We start from the raw sequence: 26,088 nt of genomic DNA on the forward strand, positions 1-26,088 counted from the left end.
CGCTGATCGTGTGGTGCCGGAGTTCGAGATGCCCCTCGGCTGGGCACCGCAAGATGCGCAGAACGGCCGCGCTGGTCAGGTCTGGTGCGTGGAAGTCGTTGTCCGCGGGCAAAATTGATGAGTCAACGCATGTCCTGTTCGGCTGGTCAACGGCGGGTAAGTTGGCGCTCAGGGCGACCCAGCACGTAGCCGTGCCATCCGCTGTCGACAGGAGGACCACCAGCTGTGGACGATTACGCATCGTATGACGCGCTGGGGTTGGCCGAGCTCATCCGGGGCGGCCATGTCAGCCGTGCGGAAGTGGCGGCTGCCGCCTACGCTGCGGCGCAAAAGGCCGGCGACGAGCTGAACGCCTTCACCGAGGGGCCCTTCCCGCAAGCGCTGGAATTCGACGCTGCCGGCCCGTTCGCCGGCGTCCCGTTCGTGTTGAAGGACATCCTCTGCCACGCACGCGGTGTCCCTGTCCACTCCGGTTCCCGGGTACCCGCAGGTGGGGTGGTCTACGAGCACGACACCATCCTGATGGAGCGGTTCCGGCGGGCCGGACTGGCCACGATCGGCACCACCCGAACACCGGAGTTCGGGTTGAGCACCAGCACCGAAGCCCGGCTCGGTGGCGCGGTACGAAATCCATGGGACCGCAGCAGGTCTGCCGGTGGCTCCAGCGGGGGATCAGCGGCCCTCGTGGCGGCCGGCGTGGTTCCCGTCGCCCACGCCAGTGACGGCGCGGGCTCGATACGGATCCCGGCTGCGCACTGCGGGGTCGTGGGTCTCAAGCCCAGCCGGGGACGAATCCCGATCGGTCCGGACGTCGCTGAACTGTTTTTCGGCAATGCCGTCGAGTTCGTCCTGACCCGTACGGTGCGCGACACCGCGGCGTTCCTCGACGTACTTCACGGCAATGAGGCAGGCGAAAAGTACGCTGCCCCAGACCCGTCGGGCCGTTACCGTGATATCGCCGAAGCCGACGGGACAAGCCTCCGGATAGCCGTTGCGTCGGGCGCATGGACGTCGTCACCCGTGGGTGAGGGCATCGCTGCGGCGATGAGCAACGTGGCGGCCGTGTTGGCCGATGCCGGACACCACGTCGAGATCGTCGATCCACCTCTGGATTGGGATGCGCTTTGCGAGGCGGCGACCACGATCTGGTGTGCGGGCACCGCCGCAGCCGTGGTTCCTCTTGCCGAGTCCTTGAACATCCGACGATTACAGGACGCCCCGTTCGAGAGAACAACCATCGCATGCGCCGAGGCCGGCAGGCTGATCTCGGCGGTGGAACTCGTCGCCGCCCAGTCGGTCTTCAACACGATTTCGCGCTCGATGGCGAACTTCATGACCGAGTGGGATGTGCTTGCCTGTCCCACCTCCACTCAGACCGCCCCACCCCTCGGGGAATTCTTGGCCGACGACGACTACGCGGCCGAAGACTGGGTGCGCAAGTGTCTGGACCCTTACCCCGCAGGCGTGCTCTACAACATCACCGGCGCCCCGGCGATGACCGTTCCGGTCGCGATCGCCGGCGACGGAATGCCTGTCGGGGTGCAGTTGGGCGCGGAGATCTTTCGAGAGGACCTGTTGATACAGGTCGCCGGCACACTGCAGCGACACTGCTGGTCAAGCGACCGGCGTCCAACATCCGATCGTGGAACTACAGAAAGAGGAAGTCTCCATGAAGACATTCGACCCTGACTTCATGCGCGGCCTGGTGCCCGGGTTCGTGTTCGGCGCCAGCCAGAACGGCATCGCATTCCTGGCCGGGCAGGTGGGCCTGGACCGCGACCTGAAGGTGGTCGAAGGCCGTCGAGCCCAGACCGAACAAGCTCTCCGAAACATCCGGGAAACCCTCGACGCCGGCGGTCTCGAAATCTCGTCGTTGGCGCAGATGATGATCTTCTACAAGGCGCAGGACGATCTCGTGCTCACCGAGGCGATAGAAGAGTTCGTGGCGCTCAAGGACGAGATCCTGCCCGGCAGCACGCCTGCGGGTTTCGTCTGCAGCGTGCACGGACTGCTCTACCCGGAGTTGCTGGTCGAGGTTCAAGCGGTGGCGTTCACCCGGCAATGACGGCCAGCGACTGCTCTGGAGGACGATGAGATGTCCTTGGATCCGGAAGTCAAAGCACTGCTCGACGACCTCGCCGCCCAGGGTCTTCCGGCCTTCGACGAGATGACGGTGACCCAGGCCCGCGAAACCGCCTACGCCTTCATCGACCTCCAGGGCGACGCCGAGGATGTCGACACGGTATGGACCGAGAAAGTTGCGGTCGCCGGAAGCGAGGTCGAGGTCCGCATCTACCGCCCCGCTTCGCAAGATCCGTTACCGCTCGTCGTGTACTTCCACGGCGGGGGGTGGGTGATCGGCGACCTCACGGTGGTCGACAAACCATGCCGTTCGCTGGCCAATGCCGCCGGCGCTGTTGTCGCGGCCGTCGGCTACCGACTGGCTCCCGAACATCGCTTCCCGACGCCCGCGGAGGATTGCTACCAGGCCACGGCGTGGTTGGTGCGGCACGCCGCACAGTTGGGCGCCGATCCCGCCGCCGTCACGGTGTGCGGAGACAGTGCCGGCGGGAACCTCGCTGCCGTAGTGGCCCTCATGGCTCGCGACCGAAACGGCCCCGCCATCGCGCGTCAGGTGCTTCTCTACCCGCCGATGCTGCCACCCCGGCCCGAGCGGTTTCCCTCCTACGTCGAGAATGCGCAGGGATATCTGCTGACCACCAACAGCATGCAGTGGTTCTGGAACCACTATCTGAGTTCGCCGGACGACGCCGACAATCCCTACGCGGCTCCTCTGACAGCGGCCGACCTCACCGGGCTGCCACCGGCGTTTGTCGCAGTGTGCGAATACGATCCGCTCCGCGACGAGGGTATTGCCTACGCCGAACAACTCGAGAAGGCCGGGGTCTCTGTCACCCTGCGCCGTGTCGACGGTGCGGTCCATGCCATCTGCTGGATGGCCGGGGTCGTCGCGCTCGGTCGTTCCGTGCTCGAGGACGTGGCGCGGCAGGTGTTCACCGCGCCGAAAAGGGACGAATAACCAAGGGCGCGGGCAAATTTGGTGAGTCAACGCAGGTCCTGTTCGACCCCTTCGAACATGTTACGTTGACCCGCGAACTCGCCCCCGAATTCCTTCGAGAGGAGCCTGCGATGCGGTTTGGTCTTATCTGCGAGGGTGACACACCTGAAGGTTTGACCCACTTCCACCGCTACCACGAACTGGTGGACGAGGCCGTGCTGGCTGAGGAGGTCGGCTTCGATTTCTGGGGGACGTCAGAGCAGCACTTCCATCCGTCGGTGGCCTCGGTGTCGGCACCGGAAACCTTGTACTCCTACGTCGCGGCGCGCACCAAGACGATCAAACTGCGTCTGATGTCGATCGTGATGTTGAAGTTCAACCACCCGATCCGGGTCGCGGAACGCCTTGCGACGCTCGACATCCTCTCCAACGGACGGGTTGAGTTCTGCACCGCTCGCTCCAACAATCCGGGAACCATCGACGCCTTCCAGGTCTCGGCGTCGGAGACCAGGGGACAGTGGCGTGAGGGTGTCGAGTTGACCGTGCGCGCGTTGACCGAGGACCCGGTCGAGTTCAACGGTGACTACTACCAGTTCCCGTCGCGGAGCGTGACCCCGCGCCTCTATCGCCCGATGTTTCCGGTATCAATGGCGGCGTCGAGTAGGGAAACCTTCACGATGGCAGGCGAGTTCGGTCTTGGCGTCATCATGACCGACAACTACGCAGGCTGGGAGTATGTCGAAGAGTGCGCGAAACTGTACCGGAAGGCAGCGGCGGACCCAACGCCGTTCGCGGCCTACCCGGCCAGTGAATCGCTCGGCTTCGTCGTGATGACCACGGCCTGCGATGAGGATCCACAACGGGCCAAGCGCAATGCCGCGCATGTGGCGCAAGGTGTGCTCGTGGTGTGCCATCAGATGTACACCGCGCTCGCCAAGCGTGACCAGAGCTACGCGGACCTGGCTCGAATCGAGACGTTGTACCAGAAGCGAGAGGATCTCGACTTCATGATGGATGCGTCGCCGACTGTGCTGGCGGGGGGTCCCGACCGGTTCATCGAGACGATCCGCCGACTCGAAGCGCTCGGTTACGACGAGGTGATCTTCCGAGTCGACGGCCTCGGGTATGAAGAGAACATGCGGACGATCGAGATGATCGGAAAGTATGTCATCCCCACGCTCCGGATGCCCAGCGCCGCGGTGACGCCGAGCCAGTATGTGACCGACATGAAATTGGAAAGCGTGCCGCAGTACCTGATCTAAGTGTGACCGCGGAGTAGAGCAGGAGGCACGAGATGGGTTTCATGACACCGGATCTGACGCCGAATGTGGTGCCTGAGGAGTTCCTACGCAGGCCGCTGATGCAGCGGATGCGTGCCTTGGCGATGGATTGGGCGGAGAACGGCTTCGGTACCGCGAGGATCGTCCATGTCACCTACATCGCCAAGCTGATCTTCTTCTTCGCCCTCGGTGGCATCGTGATCGCGACGGTGACATCGGGGTTACCGGCGTTCTGGCGGGTTTCGGAGTGGTGGAACCAGCCGATCGTCTACCAGAAGGTGATCCTCTGGGTGGTGCTGCTCGAGGCGGTGGGACTGGCCGGGACGTGGGGTCCGTTGGCGTTCAAGGTCAAACCGAAGATCTACGGAGTACGGTTCTGGGTGCGGCCGGGAACGATCCGGCTGCGGCCGTGGCGGTGGGTGCCGTTGACCGGTGGCGATCGGCGCACCGTCGTCGATGTCGTGCTCTACCTGGCGTTGTTGGGCAGTGTGGTGGTGGCCCTGGTGTCACCCGGTGTGAGCAGCGCGTCGTTGTCGGAGGCGCTGCCGGACAACACTTCCGGATTGGTCAACCCGGCTCTGCTGGTGGCGCCGATCGTACTGCTGGTTGTGACGGGCTTGCGGGACAAGACCATTTTCCTGGCCGCGCGCGGTGAACAGTATCTGCCTGCGCTGGTGTTCTTCGCGGTGTTGCCGTTCACCGACATGATCATCGCGTTGAAGATCCTGATCGTGGTGGTATGGGTCGGTGCGGCGTTCTCGAAGTTCGGCGCACACTTTCCGCGCACGGTGGCGCCGATGATCAGCAATATGCCGTTGGCGCCCAAGTGGTTCAGGCGGGCACAGTATCGCGACTTCCCGCAGGACCTGCAGCCGTCGAAAGTCGCGTACCTCATGTCGCACGGGCCGGGCACAGTGGTGGAGTTCGGCGCGCCGCTGGTGTTGTTGTTCTCGATGAACAAGTGGCTGACGCTGGTGGCCGTGTTGGCGATGGTGGCATTCCACCTTTTCATCATCCAGACATTCCCGCTGGCGGTACCGCTGGAGTGGAACGTGGTGTTCGCCTACGCCACGGTGTTCCTGTTTCTCGGATTTCCGGCTTGGCAGGGGTATGCGGTCGCCGACATGTCCACCCCGTGGCTAACGGTCGGGATCACCGCGGCGCTGTTCGTGTTCCCGGTCCTGGGCAACCTGCGCCCGGACAAGGTGTCGTTCCTGCCGGCGATGCGGCAGTACGCCGGGAACTGGGCGTCGGCGTTGTGGGCGCTGACACCGGGCGCCGAGGCTAAGCTCAACCGGGTGACGCGGCCGGTGACCAGCATGACCGATCAGTTCGTCGCGGCTGGGTTCGATCCGCAGTGGGCGGAGCTCACCGCGCAGAAAACGATCGCCTGGCGAAGCATGAACTGTCAGGCGCGTGGCCTGTTTTCGCTGTTGCTCAAGCGGTTGCCCGACATCGATTCGCGCACCGTCCGGGAGGGCGAGGTGATGTGTGTGTCGCTGATCGGCTTCCAGTTCGGCGACGGCCATCTGCACGATGAGCGCATGATCCGCGCTGTACAGCGCGAGGCCAACTTCGCGCCGGGTGAATGCGTGATCGCATGGGTGGAGTCGCAAGCCGTCGCAAGCAAGGTGCAGCACTACAAATTGATCGACGCCGCGATCGGCGTGATCGAGCGGGGCACCTGGCGGGTTGCTGAGGCTGCGGGCGAACAGCCCTGGCTGCCCAACGGCCCGATCGCGACCGAGGTCGCCTGGCGGCGAAAGGGCGACCAGCCGAACGGCCCGGCTCCGGCGCCTACTGAGCAGGCGATGGCCGGCGCCCACGAGGACAACCGGAAGTCGGGCCCTGCCTAGCGCGATCGTGGTCGGCGCCGGCCCCAACGGGCTGGCCGCCGCCGTTGTGCTCGCGGCGCGGGGCGTGCAGACCATCGTGCTCGAAGCCGCCGAGGAGATCGGCGGCGGGACGCGTTCGGGTGAGTCGATCCTGCCCGGCCTGCTGCACGATCACTGCTCGGCGTTTCATCCGATGGCGGTCGGTTCGCCGCTGCTCAACGGCCTTGAGTTGCAGCGTCACGGCCTGTCGTGGCGTCTCCCGCCGATCGATTGCGTCCACCCACTCGATGACGGCGGGGCCGGGGTATTGCACCGCTCGATCGACCAAACCGTCGCCGGGCTGGACCGCGACGGGCCGCGCTGGTCTGCGCTGTTCAGCAGGTCCGCGGCGAACTTCGACCGGCTGTCACACGACATCATGGGGCCGCTGCTGCGCATCCCTGAGCACCCACTGACACTGGCCAGATTCGGCATCACCGCATTGATGCCCGCATCGGTGTTGGCACGGCTGTTTCGAAGCGAACAGGCCCGCGCTCTGTTCGGTGGCGTGGCAGCACACGCCTTCCGCCCTCTGCACTACCCGATGACCGCGGCCATCGGACAGGGCATCATCGTCGCCGGACACCGCCACGGCTGGCCCGTCGCCGAAGGCGGCTCTCGGGCGATCACCCACGCGCTGGCCGCTCGGTTACGCGAGCTCGGCGGCCACATCCACACCGGCACCCGCGTGGAGGTGGCCACCCAGCTGCCGCCCGCAGACATCACCATGTTCGATCTGGATCCCCGCCACATCGCGGCCATCCTCGGCGAGCGTCTGCCGCGCCGTGTCGCCAACGCCTTCAGCCGGTTTCGGCACGGACCCGGGGCATTCAAGGTCGATTTCGCCGTCGAGGGCGGCGTACCCTGGCGCAACGCGCAGGCACGCCGGGCGGGCACGGTGCACGTGATCGGCGGCTACCGCGAACTGGCCGCCGCCGAACGTGACATCCACGGCGGGCGGATGCCTCGACGCCCCTTCGTCCTCGTCGGGCAGCAGTACCTGGCCGACCCGCAACGCTCCGTGGGCGACGTCCACCCGGTCTGGACCTACGCCCACGTCCCCAACGGCTACACCGGTGACGCCACCGAACAGATCCTCAACCAGATCGAACGCTTTGCACCGGGATTTCGTGACCGCATCGTCGGGCAGGCCGTCCGCACCACCACCGACATGGCCACCTGGAACACTAATTACGTCGGCGGCGACATCATGACCGGCGCCAAAGACATCCGCCAACTCACCTTCGGTCCACGGATCACGCTCTCCCCGTACTCACTCGGTCTGCCCGGCATGTACATCTGCTCGGCGGCGACCCCTCCGGGTCCCGGCGCGCACGGCATGTGCGGCGCCAACGCGGCAGCACTGGCACTCACCGAGCTCGGTCGGCATCGCAGCTAAGTCAGCTCACCCGACGGTACTGACCGGTGGCCCCGACGAGGTCGCTCACCGCTGGGTTTCGGGTCGGTCCGGACGGGTGGTGGCGATCGTGACGAGCTTGCGCTTCAGCGCCCAAATCTGGCGTCGGATGGCCACGGGGTTGAGGCCGGCGTAGACGTCGGCGAGGATCGCCTTGTCCTCGGGCGAGACCGCTTCATGGCGCTGCGCGCGCCGATACGGCGTCGCGGCGGTGTCGTGCTTGATGGACACCCGGTCGCCGTCGCGAATCTTGGAGACAAGCTTCTGTCTGGGGTAGAAGTAGTTCGTCAACTGGGATCTCAGCTCCCAAATCTCGTTCAACACAATGAGTTCTGCGGGTGTGTCGTATCGGTGGCGGCCGACGACGGAGCACGCGAACTGGTTCCTGTGCTCGGCGGTCGAGTTGTCCAGGCAGGACCAGATCAGCGTGAAATCGCGGTTGTCACACCAGTTCTGTAGGTCGTCGTGAAGATAACCGAATCCATCCTGCACGTCGACGCCGCGGATCGGGAAAGGCATCTTTTTGGCGATGTCGTCGAGCGCGTCGATCATTGCCTTGGGAGTCGAGCCCAGGACGCTGCGCTTCTCGGTCCAGCCGGTGGCGATGTCGGTGACGGCCAAGGTGTGGGCGTGGACACCGACGAGATGACCACCGTGATGACTCGTCAGGTGCAGTTCGACGAACCCCGGAACCCGGTCGTCCCAGCCTGCCCCCGCGCGGACGGCAAGCCGTCTTCTGGCGGCCACCTTCGGTCCGGTCGGACCGCGGCGGGTGACCCGGCGATTCTTCTGACGCTCCAGAGCCAGCCGCCGATCGATGGTGGCCGCCGACATTCCCGCCAACAGGGCCGCGGTGTCGTCGTCGACGTCCAATTCACCGCACCGACGCAGCACGGCCACCAGGTCACCGAGCACGGGCGCCAACCGCTTCCCGGCGGGCATGTCCAATGTCTTCCAGCAAAGAACAAGTGCCTCAATGGCTTTGCCGTCGTACTTCGGCGCCCGAGGCGCCCGCTTGCGGGCCACCCCGGGCTGCAAGACACCACGCAGCGCCTTGCGCGCATGGTCGCGATGCCAACCTGTGGCCGCGCACAGCTCGTCGAGGATCTTGGTCTTACCCCGATTGTCCGAGTCGTGGTAGCGGATGGCGACCTCTTCGGTCAAAACGCTGCACGCTGTCAAGCTCCAGCACCGACCTCCCCGCGGCGCCCGGCGGGCATTCCCACGTGAGGCAACAGGTAATTCCGACTTCCGCTGGACCACAACAAATTCCGCGCCATGCCGGAATGTTAACGGACGCTTGTTAGTTTGTCAGCGGATCACCGCAACTGAGGGGAGTGCCGGGCCGGCGCGTGACGGGGCTCAGCGGGCGTGTAATTGTCGCCGCAGCGTCGGCTTGTCGATCTTGCCAACCGGATTCTTCGGAAGATCGCCGAGGATGGTGATTTTGGCCGGCTGCTTGTACTTGGCCAGCGATGCGCGGGCGTGTTCCTCGATTCGGCCGACACCGATCTCCGTACCGGGGGTCAGGGATACGAACAGCACCGGTTCCTCGCCGTACACCGGGTGTCGGCGCCCGACCACGGCCGCTTCGGCGATCCCCGGCAGTTGATAGACAGCGGCCTCGATCTCCTTGGGGTAGATGTTCTCACCGCCGCGGATGATCAGGTCCTTCGCGCGGTCGACGAGGATGAGGTAGCCGTCTTCGTCGAGACGGCCGAGGTCGCCGGTGTGCAGCCACCCCTCGACGATGGTCTGCGCAGTCTCGTCGGGACGGTTGAGGTAACCCCGCATGACGTTGGGGCCGGTGATGACGACTTCACCGACCTCTCCTTGGGGCAGTGACCGGCCCTCCGCGTCAACGATTCTGACCTGCTGACCTGGAAGTGGGAGCCCGACGGTGCCGGGCTTACGTACTCCGCGCAGTGGGTTCAGTGTGCTCGCGCAGGTACCCTCCGAGAGACCGTAGCCCTCGATGATCGGTATGCGGTAGCGGGTTTGGAACCTTTCGAGTAGCTCGGGGCTGGCCGGCGCCGCACCGCACACGCCGAACCGCACGGACGTGGTGTCCGGGCGCAGCTCGGCGGGCAGATCGGCCAGCATCGTGTATATCGCAGGAACGGCCGAGAAATAGGTCGCTCGGCTCTCTTCGAGCCGGGTGAAGAAGGTTTTCGGGCTGAACCGTCCGGCGATGGTGACCCGGCCCCCGGCGAGCAGAGGCGACAGGACACTGGCCAGGATTCCGTTGACGTGAAAGAGCGGCAGCACCAGAAGGCTGTGATCGTCGCTGTTCAGTTCGAACCCGGCGACCATCATCCGGGCCATCGCCTCGAGATTGCCGTGACTGAGCATCACTCCCTTCGGCTTTCCCGTTGTCCCGCTGGTGTATATGAGAAGTGCCAATTCATCGGTAGCCGCCTCGGCCGATAGGTCGCCAAGCGGCGAGCTCGATGTCAGGTGGTCGACGGGCAGAAAGGTCGTCGCGGTTGGTTCGGCAGCGGGCGGGGCGTCCGCGATCAGCAGCCGGGCGGCTGCGTCGTTGATTTGATACTCGAGCTCCGGACCCGTCAGCGCTGGGTTGATCGGGGTGACCACCGCCCCCAACCGCCAAGCGGCGAACAGCGTCACCACAAGACTGGTGATGTTCGGCAGCGCAACCCCGACGACGTCACCAACACCGACACCCTTCGCATGTAGCGTCGCCGCTGCGCGACGAACCGCCATGGCGAACTGCGCGTTCGTCAAGCCGCTCTCGTCGTCGACGATGCACACGCGATCCGGGCTCCGCTCGGCACGGAGGTCGGGTAATGCTGCAAAGTTCATGTGGGCCAGTACATCATGGGGTACCCGATTAGGACAGCGGTAGATCTACGGTGCAGCAAGGGATATGACGAAAGTCATGGCCGAACGAGTTTGACGGCGATGTCGCCGTACTCACGCGCAAGCTTTTCGACGTCGGAGAACCGGGCCGTGGGAAACCAGCGGCAGACGTCGACGCACAACGACGAGATGGCCAGCACCACCGTGTCGGGATTGGCGGCGGTGAACGCTCCGGAAGCGAGGCCAGCACGGACGATCGCCTCGATGACGGCCGTGGTGTCGCGACGCAGCGTGGCGATCACGCGGAAGTGCTCGGGTGTCAGGGCATGCAATTCGTACTGGACCACTCGTGCGAGTTGCCGTTCTGTGGCCTGCCATCGGGTGAACGCGCTGACCACCGCCCGTAACCGTTCGACCGGCTCGGCGGCGGGGTCATCCGCGGAGCGCACCGCCTGTAGCGCGCCGCGGTGGCCGTCGAGGCTGATCTCGAACAGGAGTTGTTCCTTATTCTTGTAGTGCGGGTAGATGGCGCTCCCGCTCATCTCGATTCGCTTGCCGATATCCCGTGTCGAACTACCGCCGTAACCCGACTCGGCGAATGCCTCGACAGCGGCCCGCCGGATCCGCGCTGCTGCTGCGGAGCCGTTGACCCGATACTCCGTAGCCATCGCCGGCCTCCCGAATGTCGCCTGACCACGCTCGACTCTGCGTCACCTCGCGCGTCGCCGAGATGGTAACAGTCAGGGTAGGGAAGACGACCGGGCAAAGTCGACGAGCTCTGCGACGGCTTTCATCACATCGCGACGGTCGACACCGCTCTCCGGAAGGCGGTCGGCGAGCTCGGTCCACATCGAGACGATCAGCAGCGCCCTGGCTCGCGCGACTCCCCGCGGCACCCCCTGCGCTTGATAGGCCTTCGCGGTCTTCTCGACCTCTGTCTCGAAGATGTTCTTGAACCAATCGGCGACCTCGTTGTCCAGGGCCGCACCCTGGCGGATGTGTTTCCACAACATTCGGGTCTTCTGCCCGGAATCGGAGAGCTGTCGGTCCCAGTAGGAGAAAATGGCTCGGCAGGCGTCGTCGATCTCCTTGCGGCTGCGCGCCTTCCGCAAGGGCTCATGCAGGGTGGCGAACCCCTCGAGGTTCTCGACGATCGCCCGCAGGATCTCGCCCTTGTTCTGGAAGTGCACGTAGATGGTGCCGCGGCTCAAGTTCGCCCGCTGGGCGATGTTGTCCATCGTGACCGCGTGGTACCCGAGTTCATCGAACAGGCTCAGCGCGCCGTCCATGATCCGGTTGCGGGTGAGTTCCCGTTGCATCTCCCGGAGGCTCCGGGCAGGAGCCTCCGCCGTGTTCTGAGCGGACCCGCTATCGGCGTTCATATTCCACACGCATTCTGTTGGAGCGTACCGAGACCTGGGTGGTCTTGACAGTCAGTGGATTTCGGGCTGGGGTTCCGGCCGCGCGCATCGAAGTCACCGTTGCGTCCGGCGGCCTTGCGGCAGTCTGCGGGCATCCGAGGCTCAACGGCATACCGACCCGACACTCCTGCGTCCCCTTAGTCCTCGTCACCGGTGCTATCGCGCTGCGTTCCAGCTGTGGCGCCGCCGCCGCTGCGCACCATGACCAAAGTTTGCCAGACAGAATTGCTAGAAGTTCTGCGTCGGCAGTCGTCACGGCATCGCGGCAGGCGAAACCGTTGATCAGCATAGAGCTTCTGGGCTCCAACCACCACCAGGCCGATGCTCCCGCCGTGGGAGAGGCCCTGGCCTGCGCTCATAGGCAGGTTCGCTAAGTCCGCGTGCATGTCACTCATTGAACACTATGTCCGGAAAATATGCGGAGTGTTGACAGTTAAGACAGGCGGCCATTAGCCTTCGGGCCACCAAGCGGAAACGACAGAGGGGATCTGTGGGAATTGGCAGCTCCGGTGGAGGTCCACGGGCCGTCTGTTGACGATCCGCGGCCCGCGATGGAACACCAGGCCGAAACGGTCGTGGTGGGATCACGGTGTCAGGCGTGCGGGCGCGAACAGGCTTTTCAGTGGCCACGGTGCGCGGCCTGCGGTGGACCGACCGCGACGGCGCGGTTCGGACCCGAAGGCGTGGTGTGGAGCTCCACTGTCGTACGGATTCCGGTGGCCGGCTATGCGCCGCCCTATTGCCTGGCCTATGTCGATCTCGACGAGGGTCCGCGCGTGCTGGCCCACGTGACGCCGACTGGCGGTGATGCAAGCTCGGACATCGACCGTGTCGCCGCGGGAACACGCGTACGCCTGGTGCAAACGCCGTCCGGCAACCCGACGGTCGAGGTGATGTCATGACGACGGCAGTGCACGGCGTCGGGATGTCGCGGTTCGGCCGCCAGCCTGACAAAGACATCAGCCAGCTCGCCTGGGAAGCGGTCAGTCGAGCCCTCGACGACGCCGGGCCGGGCGAAATTGATGCGGTCTTCGTCGGCGCCGTTCTGGGTCCGTCGGGAGTGGGACCACGGGTGGCGCGCGCGTGCGGTCTGGCGGGAGTCCCCGTCGTGACCATCGAAACAGCCTGCGCCAGTGGAACGACGGCCTTCTATGAGGCCCACGAGGCAATCCGTCTGGGTCGGTACCGACGGGTTCTCGCGCTCGGTGTCGAGAAGATGAGCACCGCATTCGACGGACCCATCACTCCGGAGCAGACCGACCCGGAGGGCCGCACGGGATTGGCGCTACCCGCGCTGTACGCCCTGGCCGCGTCGCATTACCTCGATGCGGGGATGGCCACGCCCGAACAGCTGGCCGCGGTGGCTGTCAAGAACCGTGCGAACGGGTTGCGCAACGAAGCGGCCCGGTACGGCGGTTCCCACACCGTCGCCGAGGTGCTGGCATCCCGAATGATTGCTGACCCGTTGACATTTCTGCAATGCTGCCCGACCTCTGACGGCGCGGCCGCAGCGGTGCTGGGTCCGTTGGGAGAGGACAGCCGCCACGTACCGATCCGTGGAATTGCCTCTGCCACCGGCGAGGTCTGGGACCATCGCTCCCCCCACGTGTGGGGATTCGATCTCGTGGCTGAGGTAGCCCGGTCCGCCTATGAGAAAGCCGATCTCGCCGATGTGCGAGACCTCGACGTGGTCGAGGTGCACGACGCATTCACCATCGGTGAGATCGTCACGATCGAGGCGCTCGGGCTGGCGGCACAAGGAGAGGGCGGGAAGCTGGCCGAATCAGGCCGCACCGCGCTGGGCGGTGAGCTTCCTGTGAACCCCTCCGGTGGATTGCTCTCACGGGGACATCCGTTGGGGGCCACCGGTCTGGCGCAGGTGGTCGAGATTGTCAAACAGCTTCGCGGCGAGGGCGGTAGCCGTCAGGTCGACGGTGCGCGGCTCGGACTTGTGGAAACTATGGGAGGTGGCGTGAGCGGAATTGACGGAAACGCTTGTGTGGTTGCGGTGATGGGCAGGTGACTCCAGGATCTGCATCGCCGGTCTCACCTGAGGTCGACGATCTACTCAGCCCGGCCGCGCTCGCGGACCCCTACACCGCATTCGGCGCCCTGCGCGAGCAGGAGCCGGTGCATTGGAGCGAGAAACACCAGGCCTGGATCATCACCCGGTACGACGATGTGGTCTCCGCGCTGAGGGATCCGCGGTTCTCGTCGGCCCGCATGTCGCCCTACCAGGCATTCAGACAGACCGGGCCGGAACCCGAAGTCGCGACCGAATGGAGTCTGGACGGACTGCAGCACTGGATGGTGTTCAAAGATCCGCCCGACCACATGCGGCTGCGGCGGCTGGTCCGTTACGCGTTCACGGCTCGCGCGATGACCTCGCTGAAACCCGCTGTGCAAGCACTGGCCGGCGAACTTCTGGCGGATCTCGAGACCGATGACACGGTGGACATCGTCCAGCGCTTCGCCTACCCGCTGACGGCCAACGTCATCGCCCAGTTGTTGGGAGTGCCGCGCAGCGATTGGGACCAATTCAAGGACTGGTCAGTGGATTTGGCGAACTTCCTGTTCGGCGCGCTGCAGGCGACGGATCGGCACGACCGGGCCAACGCGGCGATGGCGGGGCTCGGAGAGTACCTGAAGACCCTGGTCCATCGATACGAAGCGGAGCCGGCGGACAATCTGGTCTCGGCGCTCATCGCGGCCAGGGACGCCGGGGACGCGCTGACCCACGACGAGGTGATCGCCACCGGGGTGCTGCTCTTGTTCGCAGGACACGAGACGACCACGAACCTGATCGGGAACAGCTTGCTGGCGCTCATCCAGAATCCGGATCAGCGGCAGCTCTTCCTCGAAGGCAAGTGCACACCGGAACGGGCTGTCGAGGAGCTGTTGCGGTTCGGCGGGCCGACCAAGACCATTGTGCGGGTCATGGCGTCCGACACCACGCTCCATGACCGGTTGTTGAAGGAAGGCTCGCGGGTTCTGCTCTCTCCGCTCGCCGCGGACCATGACCCTCGGCGCTTCCCGGACCCGGACCGACTCGACCTGACTCGTTCGGATGTGGCCCATCTCCAGTTCGGGTTCGGGATCCACTACTGCCTCGGCGCACCGCTGGCGCGTCTGGAGACCCAGATCGCGATCAGCGAGGTGCTTCGGCGTTGGCCCGGCCTCGAGTTGGCCGACCAGCCGCTGACGTGGCAGCCGATCCTGCTCGGACGCAGCCTGCAGACCCTTCCGGTGAGGCTGCGAAATGGGTAGCGGTCAGCGGTGGCGGGTCGCGGTCGACGCACAGCGCTGCGTCGGCACGGCGAACTGCATCGACCGGGCACCTGAACTCTTCGAGCTCACCGACCAGGGTGTTTCCCAACCGAGGGTCGACATCGTCACCACGGCGGCGCAACACGGGCTCGCGGCCGAGGCGGCCGACGTCTGCCCGGCACAAGCCATCCACGTCGACTTGCTCGACGAGGACGAACCTCGCACGGACCTGAGGGAAAGGCAGACCGGTGGCGCGGACGAAAACTGACTACTCGAGCTACAAGCGGTACTGGGACGAGGAACGCGAGACACTGGCGCCCAAGCTGCGCGACAGGATCATCCTCGAGCGTGTGCAGCACCAGCTGCAGTACGCGTACCACAAGCTACCGTTCTACCGACGCCACTACGACGCCAACGGATTTCATCCCGACCAGGTACGCACGCTCGAAGACTTCACCACCAAGGTCCCCGTCGTCACCAAGCAGATGCTGGTCGAGGACCAAGTGCAGAACCCACCGTTCGGCAGCTACGGCGCGCCGTCTCGTAAGGACCTGGCCCGCATCCACGGGTCGTCTGGGACAACGGGCCGGCCCACCATGTACGGCGTTTCCCGCAACGACTGGGAGCGGGCCGGTCAGGCGTCCGCCGCCGGCCTCTGGTGTGCGGGACTGCGGCCACACCATCTGGTCCAAATCACCTTCCCCTTCACGCTTTTCTTCGGCGGTTGGGGCAACCTGCAAGGCATCGAGTTGTTGGGTGCGGGCTGCTTTCCCACCGGCACCATGATCCCGACCGATCAGCAGATCGAGTTCATGCAGAAGTTGGGCGTCGACGTGTTGGTCGCCACCCCGTCATATCTGATGCATCTCGGTCATCGAGCCGCCGAACTCGGAATGCCGGGTGAGGCAATGCAAGTCGAGCTCGCCATGGTCGGCGGCGAGCCAGGAGGCAGCCTGCCCGCCGTGCGCAAGATGCTCAGCGAGCTGTGGGACGGGGCCAGCATCGTCGACGGAGCGGCGGGCTCGTCGTCGGAGATGTACCCGTTCATCACCAACGTTGGCTGCCATGAGAACACCGAAGGCGGAGTGCACCTCTTCCAGGACGAGAACTACACCGAGATCGTCTCGCGTGAGGACCCGAACGTTCCCGTTCCGGCCGGCACACCGGGCGTGACCGTCGGCACCCATCTGTGGCGGGAATCGCAGCCGATGATCCGGTTCTGGATGGGCGACGAGTCCGTCCTCGACGAGGAGCCGTGCCCATGCGGCCGCACCTATCCACGGTTGCCCCGCGGCGTGTTCGGGCGCGTCGACGACATGCTCGTCATCCGCGGAGCCAACGTCTATCCGAGTGCCGTGGAGGCTGCGATCCGGTCCGTTCCCGGCGCGGGAAACGAATTCCGGATCATGGTGGATCGTCGCGGTGACCTCGACGACATCACGGTCGTGGTCGAGCGTCAACCCGACGTCGATCCCGCTCGCGTCGAGGACCTGCGCGCACAGCTTGCCGCCGAGATCCGCCGTGCCGTCAACATTCGGGTGCCGGTCGAGATCGCCGCGCCGGGCACCTACGAGCAGCAATCATTCAAGGCGCGCCGGGTCGTCGACCGCCGCACGGCCCCGCACGCAGAACTCGACCGGGCCCGCAAGATGCTCGGCGACGTGTTGACCGCCTTGCCCGCCGATGCGGAACCGACCATCGAGGACTTTCGTCGTGCGTTCGGCGGATTGTTCGCGAACTTCACCCTGCCCGACGACGCCGAGACCACCGATGTCGATGCGAACGGAGTTCCGGCGACATGGGTCAAGGCACCGGGTGCTCGTGACGACCGCGTGCTCATCCACCTGCACGGTGGGGGATTCTGTCTGGGCTCTGCCGAGGGTTATCTGCCTTTCGGGTACCGGCTTTCGGAGGCGTTCGGGGGCGCGGTGCTGCTCGTCGATTACCGCCTTGCACCAGAACATCCCTATCCCGCGGCCATCGAGGATGCCGTTGCCGCCTACCGCTATGTGCTCGGCACCGGCGTAGCCGCCGATCACGTACTCATCGCGGGGGATTCGGCGGGCGGGGCCCTGGCAGTCGGTCTCGGCCTGTCCGTTCGTGACGCCAACGAGCCGGAGCCCGCCGGGATCGTGCTCTTCTCCCCGGTTCTGGACCTGGCCGCCGAAGCCGAGTCGATGACCAGCCGGGCCGAACTCGACCCGCTGGTGTCCGCCGAGATGATCACGACCATGGCAGACTCGTACCTGGCGGGTCGGGACCCGAAGCACACCCCGTTGGCGTCGCCGATGCACGCCGAACTCGGTGGTTTGCCACCCGCATTGGTCTTCGTGGGAACCGCTGAGGTGGTCCATGACGACGCCACCCGCTTCGCCGATCAAGTTCGCACTGCCGGCGGCGAGGTGGAACTCGTGATCGAGAGGGACATGATCCACACCTATCCAGTATTCGACTTCCTACCCGAGGCAAAGGAGGCGCTGCGCCGGGTCGGGCTATTCGCCCGCACGCACATCGGACCCGCCTGACGATTTGACCCACGACCGTACTGATCAACCTTTGAACCGAAGAAATGGAGATTGCCATGAGGTTTGGCATTGTCACCGAAGCTGACACCACCCCGCGGGCATCGATTGCCGAGCGCTACCACGAAGTTCTGCGCGAAGTGCAGTACGCCGAAGAGATGGGCTTCGACTTCTGGGGCCCCTCCGAGCAGCACTTCATCCCGCCCGTCGCGACGATCTCCGCTTCCGAGGTGTTGTTGGGCGCCGCATCCCAGGTGACCAGCAGCATCGAGCTGCGCGCGATGTCGTTCGTGATGCTCCCGTTCAACCACCCCATCCGGGTCGCCGAACGTGTCGCCACCCTGGACATCTTGACGAAGGGCCGGTTCACCCTCGGCACCGCACGCGGAAACAACGCCAACGTGGCGAAGGCCTTCGAGGTGGACCAGTCCAAGACCCGCGAACAGTGGCAGGAGTCTTTGGAGCTGTGCGTCAAAGCGCTGACGGAGACCGACGTCGAATGGAAGGGTGACACCTACACCGTCGACAAGACGACGGTCTATCCGCGGCTGTACTCACCGGAGATGCCGCCGATCTTTTTGTCCGCGACATCAATTGCCACCCACGAGATCGCCGGACAGTTCGGTCTGGGTGCGATGCACGCCCCGCTTTACGGCTGGTCGTATCTGAAGGACTGCGTCAGCGCTTACAAGACCGCATTGCGCGACGCCAAGCCGATGGGCAACTATCGGGTCAACGACTCGATGTCCATCGTCGCGCTCGGGGCCAACTGCGCTGCGACCACCCAGCAGGCGTTCGACGACTGCCGGATCTCGGCGCACGGATTCGTCAAGTGGCTCATCGAGTTCTACAGCTCGCTGAGCGAGACCAGCCCGGACTACGCCTATTTCGCAGACATCAAGGATGTGATCGAATCCGAGGGCGACAACCTCGAGGGATTGAATGCGGCGCTGCCCTGGTTCCTGATCGGCACCCCGGACGAGGTGATCGAACAGACCATGCGTTACAAGGAAGCGGGCATCGACGAGATGATCCTGCGGCTCGACGGCTTCGGCCACGAGAAGATCATGCACGCGATCAAGATGTTCGGGAAGTACGTGATCCCCGAGTTCAAGACGCCTGCTCAGGTCAACCGGCAGAACCCGTACGAGGATGTCGGTGTGAAGACGCAACCCTGGCTGCTCTGACACCGCAACGCTGACAGCAATTCGGACATAGGTCGAAAGCGGAGGTAACCGGCATGGGGAAGCACAGTTATGCACTCGAGGTGGAGGGGCATCCGCCGCTGTACTCGCCGGCGGTCATCTCGCATGCCGGTCGCCTCGCGCACATCGCCGGACAGGTGGCGGTACACGACGGTGTCGTCGCTCACGTCGGTGACGTCAAGGGGCAGACCCAGGTTGCCCTGCAGAATCTGACCGACGTGATCGATGCGGTGGGTGCGACCTGGTCCGACGTTTGCATGTTGCGCGCGTATGTGACGCGGGCGGAGGATGTTGCCGTGTTCGGCGAGGTGTATGCCACCTTCATCCCGAATCCTCCGCCCGCCAGCACTCTTCTCGTCGTACAGGCGCTGTTCATGCCTGAGGTACTGGTCGAAGTGGAAGCGGTAGTGGCGCTTGGTGATTGACGTCCAACGTCCACCTAAGTCACGTCGTCGAAGCGTTGGCACAGTTGTTTGGAAGGTATGCCTATGCTCAGGGTAGTTCACGATGCTCACGCGGAGTTCAGCTGCAACGGTGGCGTCGGCCAGTCGCCGTTGGATGAAATCGTCCGCGACGCGGCCCGGCAGATGTTGGCCTCGGCCTTGACCGCGGAGGCCACGGCCTACATCGCCCAGTTCGCCGACGAGGTCGACGAGGATGGTCGACGCCTGGTGGTCCGTAACGGCTACCACGAGGAGCGTGAAGTCCTCACGGCCGCAGGTGCGGTGACGATCCGTGCACCACGCGTCAACGACCGACGCGTCGATCCCAAGACCGGCGAACGGCGCAGATTCTGCTCGACGATCCTGCCTGCCTGGGTGCGCACGTCACCACAGATGACGCGGACGTTGCCATTGCTGTATCTGTATGGCGTGGCGACGAGGGATTTCGGCGCGGCGCTCGAGAGATTCGTCGGTTCCGAGTCCGGTCTGTCGATCAGCGCGATCATCCGTCTGACGAGTCAATGGCAGCAGGAAGCGAAGGCCTTCGGCCAGCGCAATCTGGCCGACAGGCAGTACACCTACGTATGGGCCGACGCGGTGCACCTCGAGGTGGATTCTGAGCTCGAGCCGTCGTGTCTTCTGGTCCTGACCGGGGTGCGCGGTGACGGAGGCAGGGAACTCGTCGCATTGCACGTCGGTCGCGCCGACTCGGTGGACGCGTGGGCCGATCTTCTTCGCGATTGCCGCCACCGCGGGATGACCGCTCCGCCAATGGCTGTGGGCGACCGGGCGCTCGGCTTCTGGAACGCCGTGGGCGAGGTGTTCCCGCTCGCCGACGATCGGCGACACGTGCTGCCACAGCCGGTCAACATCCTTGCCGCGGTGCCGCAGTCAGGCCGGCAGGAACCGGCGGCGCTGCGCGAGGTCTATCACGCTCAGCTCTTCAACACCGCGCAGCTTGTCGTGAAGTCGTACCATTCCGGCGCCGACCATCACGAAGAAATCGCTCAGGTCGTCTGAGAACTCGGGCATCGACACTGTCTAGCTTCCGTTCTGGTACCGGCGAAGTTCGCGGATTGCGATGGCGCGCTTGTGCACCTCGTCGGGACCATCTGCCAGACGCAACGTACGCAGATGCGCCCAGGTCCCGGCCAGGGGGAAGTCCTCGGTGACGCCGCCACCGCCGTGTACCTGGATGGCCCGGTCGAGGACCTTGAGCGCGATGTTCGGCGCGGCGACCTTGATGGCCGCGATCTCGGTTCGGGCTTCCTTGTTGCCGACGGTGTCCATCAGGTACGCGGCCTTGAGGGTCAGCAGTCGAATCATCTCGATCTCGATGCGCGACTCGGCAATCCAGTCCCGGATGTTCGCGTTCTCGCTGAGCGGCGTGCCGAACGTGACCCGTGCCTGGGCACGCGTGCACATCAGTTCCAAGGCTCGCTCAGCCATGCCGATTGCGCGCATGCAGTGGTGGATGCGGCCGGGGCCGAGGCGTGCCTGGCTGATTGCGAAACCCTCGCCTTCCCCCTTCAAGACATCTGCGATCGGCACCCGGACATCCTGGAAGTCGACCTCGGCGTGGCCTTCGCGGTCCTGGTATCCGAACACGCCCAAGTTGCGCATCACCGTGACGCCAGGAGCATCGATCGGAACCACCATCATGGATTGCTGACGGTGGACCGGTGCGGTCGGGTCGGTCTTGCCCATCACGATCAGGACCTTGCAATTGCGGTGCATGCCGTTGGAAACGAACCACTTTCGACCATTGAGGAGATAAGAGTCACCATCTCGCACCATGGACAGTTCGACATTCGTCGCATCCGAACTCGCCACCTGAGGCTCGGTCATCGCAAAGGCCGACCGAATCGTGCCGTCAAGCAGTGGCTTGAGATAACGCTCCTTGTGCTCCTCGGTGCCGAAAAGGGTGAGCACCTCCATGTTGCCGGTGTCGGGGGCACTGCAGTTGCATGCTTCGGAGGCAAGGTGGCTGCGACCCATGATCTCGGCCAACGGCGCGTATTCAAGGTTGGAAAGTCCCGAGCCCCACTGCGGATCGGGGTGAAAAAGGTTCCAGAGCCCACGCTTTCGAGCTTCAGCCTTCAGCTCCTCGAGCACCGGCGGGTGGAAGTGCGGATCGCCCGCGTCCCGCATCTGCTGGTCGTAGACCGGCTCGGCCGGATAGACGTGAGAATCCATGAACTCCAGTAACTGCGCTTGGAACTGCTGGGCGCGCGGAGAAACTTCGAACAGCGACATGTGGGCTCCTGACCATCGAATGGTGGTGGACCCAGCAGCTATTCGATGTCACAGCGATATCGGCGGCTGCTACATTTGGGCCGAATCGGCTGCTGCGTCAAGGCTTGACAATACATCGCCGTCAAATCCGTCGGCACTCGGCCGTCGACGGGAAAGGGATACGTCAGTGAGTAATCGCAACATATTTGGCGATCTGAGTGGTCGCACGGCCATCATCACGGGAGCCTCCCGCGGCATCGGTCTAGCGGCAGCGCGGGCGTTCGCCGCTGCCGGCGGTAACGTCGTATTGACCTCGCGCCGGCAGGAATCCGCGGACGCGGCGGCGGCCGAGGTGGGCGGCAACGCGGTGGGTGTCGGCGCTCATGCGGTGGACGAAGCCGCGGCCCGCAATTGCGTCGAACTAACCCTCGAGCGCTTCGGGAGCATCGACATCCTGGTCAACAATGCGGGTACCAACCCCTCCTATGGACCGATCATCGACCAGGACCATGCGCGCTTCGCAAAGACCTTCGACGTCAACCTGTGGGCCCCGATCCTGTGGACCTCGCTGGCGGCGCGGGCGTGGATGGGCACGCACGGGGGAGTCGTCATCAACACCGCCTCGATCGGCGGCACCGGCAGGGGCTTCGAGGCCAATCTCGGGCTGTACAACGCGTCAAAGGCCGCCCTGATCCACGTCACCGAGCAGTTGGCGCTGGAACTGTCGCCGAACGTGCGGGTCAACGCCGTTGCTCCGGGCGTGGTGCGCACCAAGCTCGCCGAGGCGCTGTGGAAGGAACGGGAGAACCAGTTGAATTCGGTGCTGGCGCTACAGCGGATCGGTGAGCCCGAAGATGTCGGCGCGGCCATCGCGTTTCTGGCCTCCGATGCGGCGAGTTGGGTCACCGGCGAGACCTTCGTGCTCGACGGCGGACACCGCCTCGGCGACGCTGGACCGTTCCGGACCGGCGGGTTCGGCCGTGGCTGAACGACAACGGATCGCGGGACTCGACGCCGACGCCGTCGCCGGGTGGCTTTCGGATCTGGGGATCGACTTCGATGCCCCGCTGACATACCAGAGGATCGGACTGGGGCAGTCCAACCTGACGTACCGGGTCATTGACTCCGCCGGTCGCTCGTGGGTGCTGCGCCGGCCGCCGATCGGTGACCTGCTGGCCTCCGCCCATGACGTGGTGCGCGAGGCGAAGATCATCGCGGCGCTGGGTGACTCCGACGTGCCGGTGCCTCGGATTCTGGGCGTCACAACGGATCCGAAGTGGACCGACGCCCCGCTGGTTCTGATGGAATTCGTCGACGGTCTGGTGATCGACACGATGGACGTCGCTCGGGGGTTGACCCCGCAGCATCGCCGCGCCGTCGCCCGGACGCTGGTGCATACGCTGGCGAAGATCCACGCCGTCGATCTCGCTGAGGCGGGACTGTCCGAGCTTGCCAGTCACAAACCGTACGCGCAGCGCCAGCTCAAGCGATGGGCCGGACAGTGGGAGATGTCCAAGACACGTGAGCTCCCCGACCTCGACGCGCTCACCCGCCGGCTCACCGCAGCATGTCCCGAACGGCAGGAGATCAGCCTGGTGCACGGGGACTTTCACCTGCGCAACCTGATCACGGCGCCCGACGGCGGCGAGGTGCTCGCGGTCCTGGACTGGGAGCTTTCCACACTCGGTGATCCGCTTGCCGACGTCGGTAGCCTGCTGACCTACTGGCCGGAGCCCAACGAGACGACGATCGACGATTACGCGCCGTCGACCCTGGCGGGTTTTCCCGACCGGGAGGAAATGGCCAGGCTGTATGTGGAGGAGACGGGTCGAGATCCCAGCGCCCTGGGCTTTTGGCATGCGCTGGGACTGTGGAAGCTGGCGATCATCGCCGAGGGTGTCATGCGCCGGGCGATGGACGAACCGCACAACAAGGCGGCATCGGGAACTCCCACAGTGGCCGCGATCGACGCGCTGGTGCGCAAAGCTCTACAAACAGCCGATCACGCGGGCATCTAGGTCCAAACCTGTGGATTGTTTAGCTTCGGGTGGGTAATCCACAGCTTCATTATCGTAGCTGCCACAATGGATTTCGGTGTAGGTTGGGTGTGTACGTCACGATGAGCCTCGGTTGTTTTCAGGAAAGTGCGATTGACGATGAGCGGGACTGCTGAGAGCGGCTACATGATCGAGAGTTTCCGCGATTTGATGGCCTGCGTCTGCGGCCCGGTGTGCGTGGTGGTGACCGCCCTCGCGGAGGAGGCGCCCCACGGCACCACGGTGAGCGCGTTCACCTCACTGTCGCTGAACCCGCCCATGGTGCTGGTGGCGCTCGACACCGAATCCCAACTACTGGCGATCCTGCGGAGCGCTGGGAGATTCAGTGTCAACATCCTCGGTACCAGGCAGGCAGATCTCGCCCGTCGATTCGCCGTCAAAGGTCGAGACGACTTCGCCGGCGTGGGGTGGAGCCTGGAATGTGATGTGCCGAGGCTCGACGGGGTGCACGGTTGGCTTGCCTGCGAGGTGGACGCTCTGGTGCCGGGTGGCGATCACGTCGTGGTGCTGGGCAAGGTACTCGCGGCCGACGCCGCTGACGCGACGCGCAGCGAACCGTTGACCTACCACCGAAGAACATTCGGCACTCACGCGAGCATCGAGGGACTGCCTTGAGTAGCGCGGTGCGGCTGGACGGGGTGGCGCAAGCGATCGCCGACATCGCCGAAGGTAAGCCGGTTGTCGTGATCGACGACGAGGACCGCGAGAACGAGGGCGACATCATCTTCGGCGCCGAGAAGGCCACCCCGGAGCTGATGGCGTTCACCATCCGCCACACCAGCGGCCTGATCTGCGTGCCGATGGCACCCCGGCTGCTCGATCGGCTGCGCATCCCGCCGATGACGCCGGATAACCAGGACAAGATGCAGACGGCGTTCAGTGTGTCCGTCGACGCACGGCACGGTGTGACGACGGGTATTTCGGCCACCGACCGGGCTCGCACCGCCCGTGTGCTCGCCGACCCCACGAGCGAGCCGACAGACCTCACCCTGCCCGGCCATGTCTTTCCGCTTCGTTACCGGGAGGGTGGCGTGCTGGTGCGACGGGGCCACACCGAGGCCGCAGTCGATCTGGCCATGCTCGCGGGTCTGGGCCCGGCGGCGGTGATCGGTGAGGTCGTCAACGACGACGGCACCATGAAGCGGACCCCGGAGCTGCGTGTGTTCGCCGACCGGCACGGCCTGTCGATGATCTCCATCGAGGAGCTGGTGCGGCACCGTCTCCGGCACGAAGTTCTGGTGCAGCGTGCGGTGGAAACCCGGCTGCCGACCAGAGCCGGTGAGTTCGCTTGCTACGGATACTCCGTTGCGGTCGACGGGGCCGAACACATCGCCCTGGTCTACGGGGACATCTCGGGCAGCGAGCCCGTGCTGACGCGGGTCTATTCGGAATGTGTCATGGGTGATGTCTTCGGGTCGTGCTGTCGTGTCCAGACCTCCCAACTGAACGAAGCCCTGGAACGCGTGGCGCATGAAGGCCGTGGGCTGGTGGTCTATCTGCGTGGGCGAGACGATCGCGACAATGGGCTGATCAGCAGGATGCGCGCGCACACCGTGCGACACGGCGGCTGTGACACTCTCGATGCACGCGACAGCAGCGCCGCCGCGCAGATCCTCCGGGACCTCGGCATCACGTCGATTCAGCCGATGACCGATGATCCGACGACCGCCGCGGCGCTGAGTGAGATGGGCGTCGACGTCGTCGAACGAGCCGTCACCGAGCCACGCATCGACCGCCACAGGCTTCGTGTCATCACCCCGGCCCGAGAGCGGATCGGCCATGACCTGAGCCTCGACGGCGTGGAATACGCTGCGTCCGGCTAGCTTTCCGCGCCTTTGGTGGCGCCCACCATCTGCAGGACCAGGTCCGCGTACGTGGCCGCCAGCGCCTGCGGGTCGCGCCGGCGCCGGGTCGGAAACCAGCGACTCACGTCGATGCACAACGAGGAGATCGCCAGCACCGCGGCGTCGATGTCGTCGACGTGAAACTCCCCGCTGTCCACACCGGTCTGCAGGATGGTGGCGAAGATCGAGGATATCCGCCGCCGGATCGCGGCGATTCTCTTGAGATGGTCCGGCGACAGCGAACGCAACTCGTATTGCACGACGCGGGCCAGCGCGTTGTGGTGTGCGTGCCACTCGGCGTAGGCGCTGACCGCGACCCGTAGCCGTTCGGTCGCAGTAGCGTCGGAGCGCTCGACGTCGACGATCGCTGCCAGCGCGGAGGCATGGCCTTCCAGGCTGATCGCGTAGAGCAGCGATTCCTTGGTCTGATAGTGCGGGTAGACGGCTCCAGGGGAGAGGCCCACCGCGGCGGCGATGTCGCGGGTGGAGGTGGCGCCGTAACCGCGTTCGGCGAACATCTGCGCCGCGGCAGCGCGAAGCCGTGCTGCGGCTTTGGATTTGCCGAGCTCTTTCTCGACGTCGACGACCTTCTGGTGTGTCACGACAACGCTCCAGCCCGCTTCTCTCGGTTGACACCGTATCGAGCATCATGCTACATATGCGATCGCATAGAAACTATGCAAT

23 protein-coding genes and 1 pseudogene are annotated in these 26,088 nt (G+C 64.9%); 18 read left to right on the forward strand and 6 right to left on the reverse strand.

The window, feature by feature from the left end:
- The first annotated feature begins 225 nt into the window (after window positions 1-225).
- The 6 genes from ABQE89_RS24665 to ABQE89_RS24690 all read left to right on the forward strand — a co-directional run bounded on the left by ABQE89_RS24665 (window position 226) and on the right by ABQE89_RS24690 (window position 7,572).
- Window positions 226-1,689, forward strand: coding sequence for an amidase (locus tag ABQE89_RS24665; protein ID WP_448421587.1), 1,464 nt, complete (start codon window positions 226-228; stop codon window positions 1,687-1,689).
- On the forward strand, window positions 1,670-2,065 hold the full coding sequence (locus ABQE89_RS24670) for a Rid family hydrolase (RefSeq protein WP_448421589.1): 396 nt from the start codon (window positions 1,670-1,672) through the stop codon (window positions 2,063-2,065). The genes ABQE89_RS24665 and ABQE89_RS24670 overlap by 20 nt, the downstream gene beginning before the upstream one ends.
- A 30-nt stretch (window positions 2,066-2,095) precedes the next feature.
- Window positions 2,096-3,040 carry a LipP1 family hormone-sensitive lipase gene (locus ABQE89_RS24675; protein ID WP_448421591.1) on the forward strand — a complete coding sequence of 315 codons (945 nt, stop codon included), beginning with the start codon at window positions 2,096-2,098 and terminating at the stop codon, window positions 3,038-3,040.
- A 110-nt stretch (window positions 3,041-3,150) separates the two neighbouring features.
- Window positions 3,151-4,281 carry an LLM class flavin-dependent oxidoreductase gene (locus ABQE89_RS24680; protein WP_448421593.1) on the forward strand — a complete coding sequence of 377 codons (1,131 nt, stop codon included), beginning with the start codon at window positions 3,151-3,153 and terminating at the stop codon, window positions 4,279-4,281.
- A 32-nt stretch (window positions 4,282-4,313) separates the two neighbouring features.
- Complete coding sequence (locus ABQE89_RS24685; protein ID WP_448421595.1) at window positions 4,314-6,155, forward strand: DUF3556 domain-containing protein; 1,842 nt, start codon at window positions 4,314-4,316, stop codon at window positions 6,153-6,155.
- The gene (locus tag ABQE89_RS24690) at window positions 6,148-7,572 is read left to right on the forward strand and encodes a phytoene desaturase family protein (protein ID WP_448421651.1); all 1,425 of its coding nucleotides are present in this window, start codon (window positions 6,148-6,150) and stop codon (window positions 7,570-7,572) included. Before ABQE89_RS24685 ends, ABQE89_RS24690 begins: the two co-directional genes overlap by 8 nt.
- A gap of 45 nt (window positions 7,573-7,617) precedes the next feature.
- Here ABQE89_RS24690 and ABQE89_RS24695 read toward each other — a convergent pair whose 3' ends face one another.
- The 4 genes from ABQE89_RS24695 to ABQE89_RS24710 form a co-directional block, all read right to left on the reverse strand.
- Window positions 7,618-8,754: an integrase catalytic domain-containing protein gene (locus ABQE89_RS24695; protein WP_448421597.1), complete on the reverse strand. Its 1,137-nt coding sequence runs from the start codon at window positions 8,752-8,754 to the stop codon at window positions 7,618-7,620.
- Window positions 8,755-8,952: 198 nt separating this feature from the next.
- The gene (locus ABQE89_RS24700) at window positions 8,953-10,413 is read right to left on the reverse strand and encodes a class I adenylate-forming enzyme family protein (protein ID WP_448421599.1); all 1,461 of its coding nucleotides are present in this window, start codon (window positions 10,411-10,413) and stop codon (window positions 8,953-8,955) included.
- A gap of 74 nt (window positions 10,414-10,487) precedes the next feature.
- Window positions 10,488-11,078, reverse strand: a complete 591-nt coding sequence (locus ABQE89_RS24705; RefSeq protein WP_448421601.1) for a TetR/AcrR family transcriptional regulator — start codon at window positions 11,076-11,078, stop codon at window positions 10,488-10,490.
- A 72-nt stretch (window positions 11,079-11,150) separates the two neighbouring features.
- Complete coding sequence (locus ABQE89_RS24710; protein ID WP_448421603.1) at window positions 11,151-11,729, reverse strand: TetR/AcrR family transcriptional regulator; 579 nt, start codon at window positions 11,727-11,729, stop codon at window positions 11,151-11,153.
- A 653-nt stretch (window positions 11,730-12,382) separates the two neighbouring features.
- On the opposite strand from ABQE89_RS24710, the gene ABQE89_RS24715 reads away from it, so the two are divergent.
- The 8 genes and pseudogenes from ABQE89_RS24715 to ABQE89_RS24750 all read left to right on the forward strand — a co-directional run.
- A complete protein-coding gene (locus ABQE89_RS24715) occupies window positions 12,383-12,733 on the forward strand; it encodes a Zn-ribbon domain-containing OB-fold protein (RefSeq protein WP_448421653.1) in 351 nt (116 codons plus the stop codon).
- Entirely contained in the window at window positions 12,730-13,854 is a 1,125-nt protein-coding gene (locus ABQE89_RS24720) for a thiolase family protein (protein ID WP_448421605.1), read from the forward strand. The genes ABQE89_RS24715 and ABQE89_RS24720 overlap by 4 nt, the downstream gene beginning before the upstream one ends.
- Entirely contained in the window at window positions 13,851-15,098 is a 1,248-nt protein-coding gene (locus tag ABQE89_RS24725) for a cytochrome P450 (RefSeq protein WP_448421607.1), read from the forward strand. Before ABQE89_RS24720 ends, ABQE89_RS24725 begins: the two co-directional genes overlap by 4 nt.
- A complete protein-coding gene (locus tag ABQE89_RS24730; RefSeq protein WP_448421609.1) occupies window positions 15,091-15,366 on the forward strand; it encodes a ferredoxin in 276 nt (91 codons plus the stop codon). The genes ABQE89_RS24725 and ABQE89_RS24730 overlap by 8 nt, the downstream gene beginning before the upstream one ends.
- Complete coding sequence (locus tag ABQE89_RS24735; RefSeq protein WP_448421611.1) at window positions 15,347-17,623, forward strand: alpha/beta hydrolase fold domain-containing protein; 2,277 nt, start codon at window positions 15,347-15,349, stop codon at window positions 17,621-17,623. Before ABQE89_RS24730 ends, ABQE89_RS24735 begins: the two co-directional genes overlap by 20 nt.
- A 56-nt stretch (window positions 17,624-17,679) precedes the next feature.
- The gene (locus tag ABQE89_RS24740; protein ID WP_448421613.1) at window positions 17,680-18,807 is read left to right on the forward strand and encodes an LLM class flavin-dependent oxidoreductase; all 1,128 of its coding nucleotides are present in this window, start codon (window positions 17,680-17,682) and stop codon (window positions 18,805-18,807) included.
- An 80-nt stretch (window positions 18,808-18,887) separates the two neighbouring features.
- On the forward strand, window positions 18,888-19,250 hold the full coding sequence (locus tag ABQE89_RS24745) for a RidA family protein (protein WP_448421615.1): 363 nt from the start codon (window positions 18,888-18,890) through the stop codon (window positions 19,248-19,250).
- A 63-nt stretch (window positions 19,251-19,313) separates the two neighbouring features.
- A pseudogene (locus ABQE89_RS24750) lies at window positions 19,314-20,243 on the forward strand (transposase); the annotation flags it as partial.
- Window positions 20,244-20,309: 66 nt separating this feature from the next.
- Here the strand turns inward: ABQE89_RS24750 and ABQE89_RS24755 are convergent.
- Window positions 20,310-21,524 carry an acyl-CoA dehydrogenase family protein gene (locus ABQE89_RS24755; RefSeq protein WP_448421617.1) on the reverse strand — a complete coding sequence of 405 codons (1,215 nt, stop codon included), beginning with the start codon at window positions 21,522-21,524 and terminating at the stop codon, window positions 20,310-20,312.
- 166 nt (window positions 21,525-21,690) lie between these two features.
- Between ABQE89_RS24755 and ABQE89_RS24760 the strand changes: the two genes are divergently transcribed.
- The 4 genes from ABQE89_RS24760 to ribB all read left to right on the forward strand — a co-directional run bounded on the left by ABQE89_RS24760 (window position 21,691) and on the right by ribB (window position 25,383).
- The gene (locus ABQE89_RS24760; protein WP_448421619.1) at window positions 21,691-22,491 is read left to right on the forward strand and encodes an SDR family oxidoreductase; all 801 of its coding nucleotides are present in this window, start codon (window positions 21,691-21,693) and stop codon (window positions 22,489-22,491) included.
- Window positions 22,484-23,521, forward strand: a complete 1,038-nt coding sequence (locus ABQE89_RS24765; protein ID WP_448421621.1) for a phosphotransferase family protein — start codon at window positions 22,484-22,486, stop codon at window positions 23,519-23,521. Before ABQE89_RS24760 ends, ABQE89_RS24765 begins: the two co-directional genes overlap by 8 nt.
- A gap of 138 nt (window positions 23,522-23,659) precedes the next feature.
- Complete coding sequence (locus ABQE89_RS24770; RefSeq protein ID WP_448421623.1) at window positions 23,660-24,175, forward strand: flavin reductase family protein; 516 nt, start codon at window positions 23,660-23,662, stop codon at window positions 24,173-24,175.
- Entirely contained in the window at window positions 24,172-25,383 is a 1,212-nt protein-coding gene (ribB, locus tag ABQE89_RS24775) for a 3,4-dihydroxy-2-butanone-4-phosphate synthase (RefSeq protein ID WP_448421625.1), read from the forward strand. Before ABQE89_RS24770 ends, ribB begins: the two co-directional genes overlap by 4 nt.
- Here ribB and ABQE89_RS24780 read toward each other — a convergent pair.
- The gene (locus ABQE89_RS24780) at window positions 25,380-26,006 is read right to left on the reverse strand and encodes a TetR/AcrR family transcriptional regulator (RefSeq protein ID WP_448421627.1); all 627 of its coding nucleotides are present in this window, start codon (window positions 26,004-26,006) and stop codon (window positions 25,380-25,382) included. The two genes, ribB and ABQE89_RS24780, sit on opposite strands and share 4 nt — an antisense overlap.
- Between the last annotated feature and the right edge of the window lie 82 nt (window positions 26,007-26,088).

The sequence above is a fragment of the Mycolicibacterium sp. XJ1819 genome, from assembly GCF_053483675.1.

What these genes read in the sequence shown, in the direction of transcription:
- ABQE89_RS24670 (WP_448421589.1), top strand. Translation starts at nt 1,670, where the DNA reads ATGAAGACATTCGACCCTGACTTCATGCGCGGCCTGGTGCCCGGGTTC.
- ABQE89_RS24675 (WP_448421591.1), top strand. Translation starts at nt 2,096, where the DNA reads ATGTCCTTGGATCCGGAAGTCAAAGCACTGCTCGACGACCTCGCCGCC.
- ABQE89_RS24680 (WP_448421593.1), top strand. Translation starts at nt 3,151, where the DNA reads ATGCGGTTTGGTCTTATCTGCGAGGGTGACACACCTGAAGGTTTGACC.
- ABQE89_RS24685 (WP_448421595.1), top strand. Translation starts at nt 4,314, where the DNA reads ATGGGTTTCATGACACCGGATCTGACGCCGAATGTGGTGCCTGAGGAG.
- ABQE89_RS24700 (WP_448421599.1), bottom strand. Translation starts at nt 10,413, where the DNA reads ATGAACTTTGCAGCATTACCCGACCTCCGTGCCGAGCGGAGCCCGGAT.
- ABQE89_RS24705 (WP_448421601.1), bottom strand. Translation starts at nt 11,078, where the DNA reads ATGGCTACGGAGTATCGGGTCAACGGCTCCGCAGCAGCAGCGCGGATC.
- ABQE89_RS24710 (WP_448421603.1), bottom strand. Translation starts at nt 11,729, where the DNA reads ATGCAACGGGAACTCACCCGCAACCGGATCATGGACGGCGCGCTGAGC.
- ABQE89_RS24715 (WP_448421653.1), top strand. Translation starts at nt 12,383, where the DNA reads ATGGAACACCAGGCCGAAACGGTCGTGGTGGGATCACGGTGTCAGGCG.
- ABQE89_RS24720 (WP_448421605.1), top strand. Translation starts at nt 12,730, where the DNA reads ATGACGACGGCAGTGCACGGCGTCGGGATGTCGCGGTTCGGCCGCCAG.
- ABQE89_RS24730 (WP_448421609.1), top strand. Translation starts at nt 15,091, where the DNA reads ATGGGTAGCGGTCAGCGGTGGCGGGTCGCGGTCGACGCACAGCGCTGC.
- ABQE89_RS24740 (WP_448421613.1), top strand. Translation starts at nt 17,680, where the DNA reads ATGAGGTTTGGCATTGTCACCGAAGCTGACACCACCCCGCGGGCATCG.
- ABQE89_RS24755 (WP_448421617.1), bottom strand. Translation starts at nt 21,524, where the DNA reads ATGTCGCTGTTCGAAGTTTCTCCGCGCGCCCAGCAGTTCCAAGCGCAG.
- ABQE89_RS24770 (WP_448421623.1), top strand. Translation starts at nt 23,660, where the DNA reads ATGAGCGGGACTGCTGAGAGCGGCTACATGATCGAGAGTTTCCGCGAT.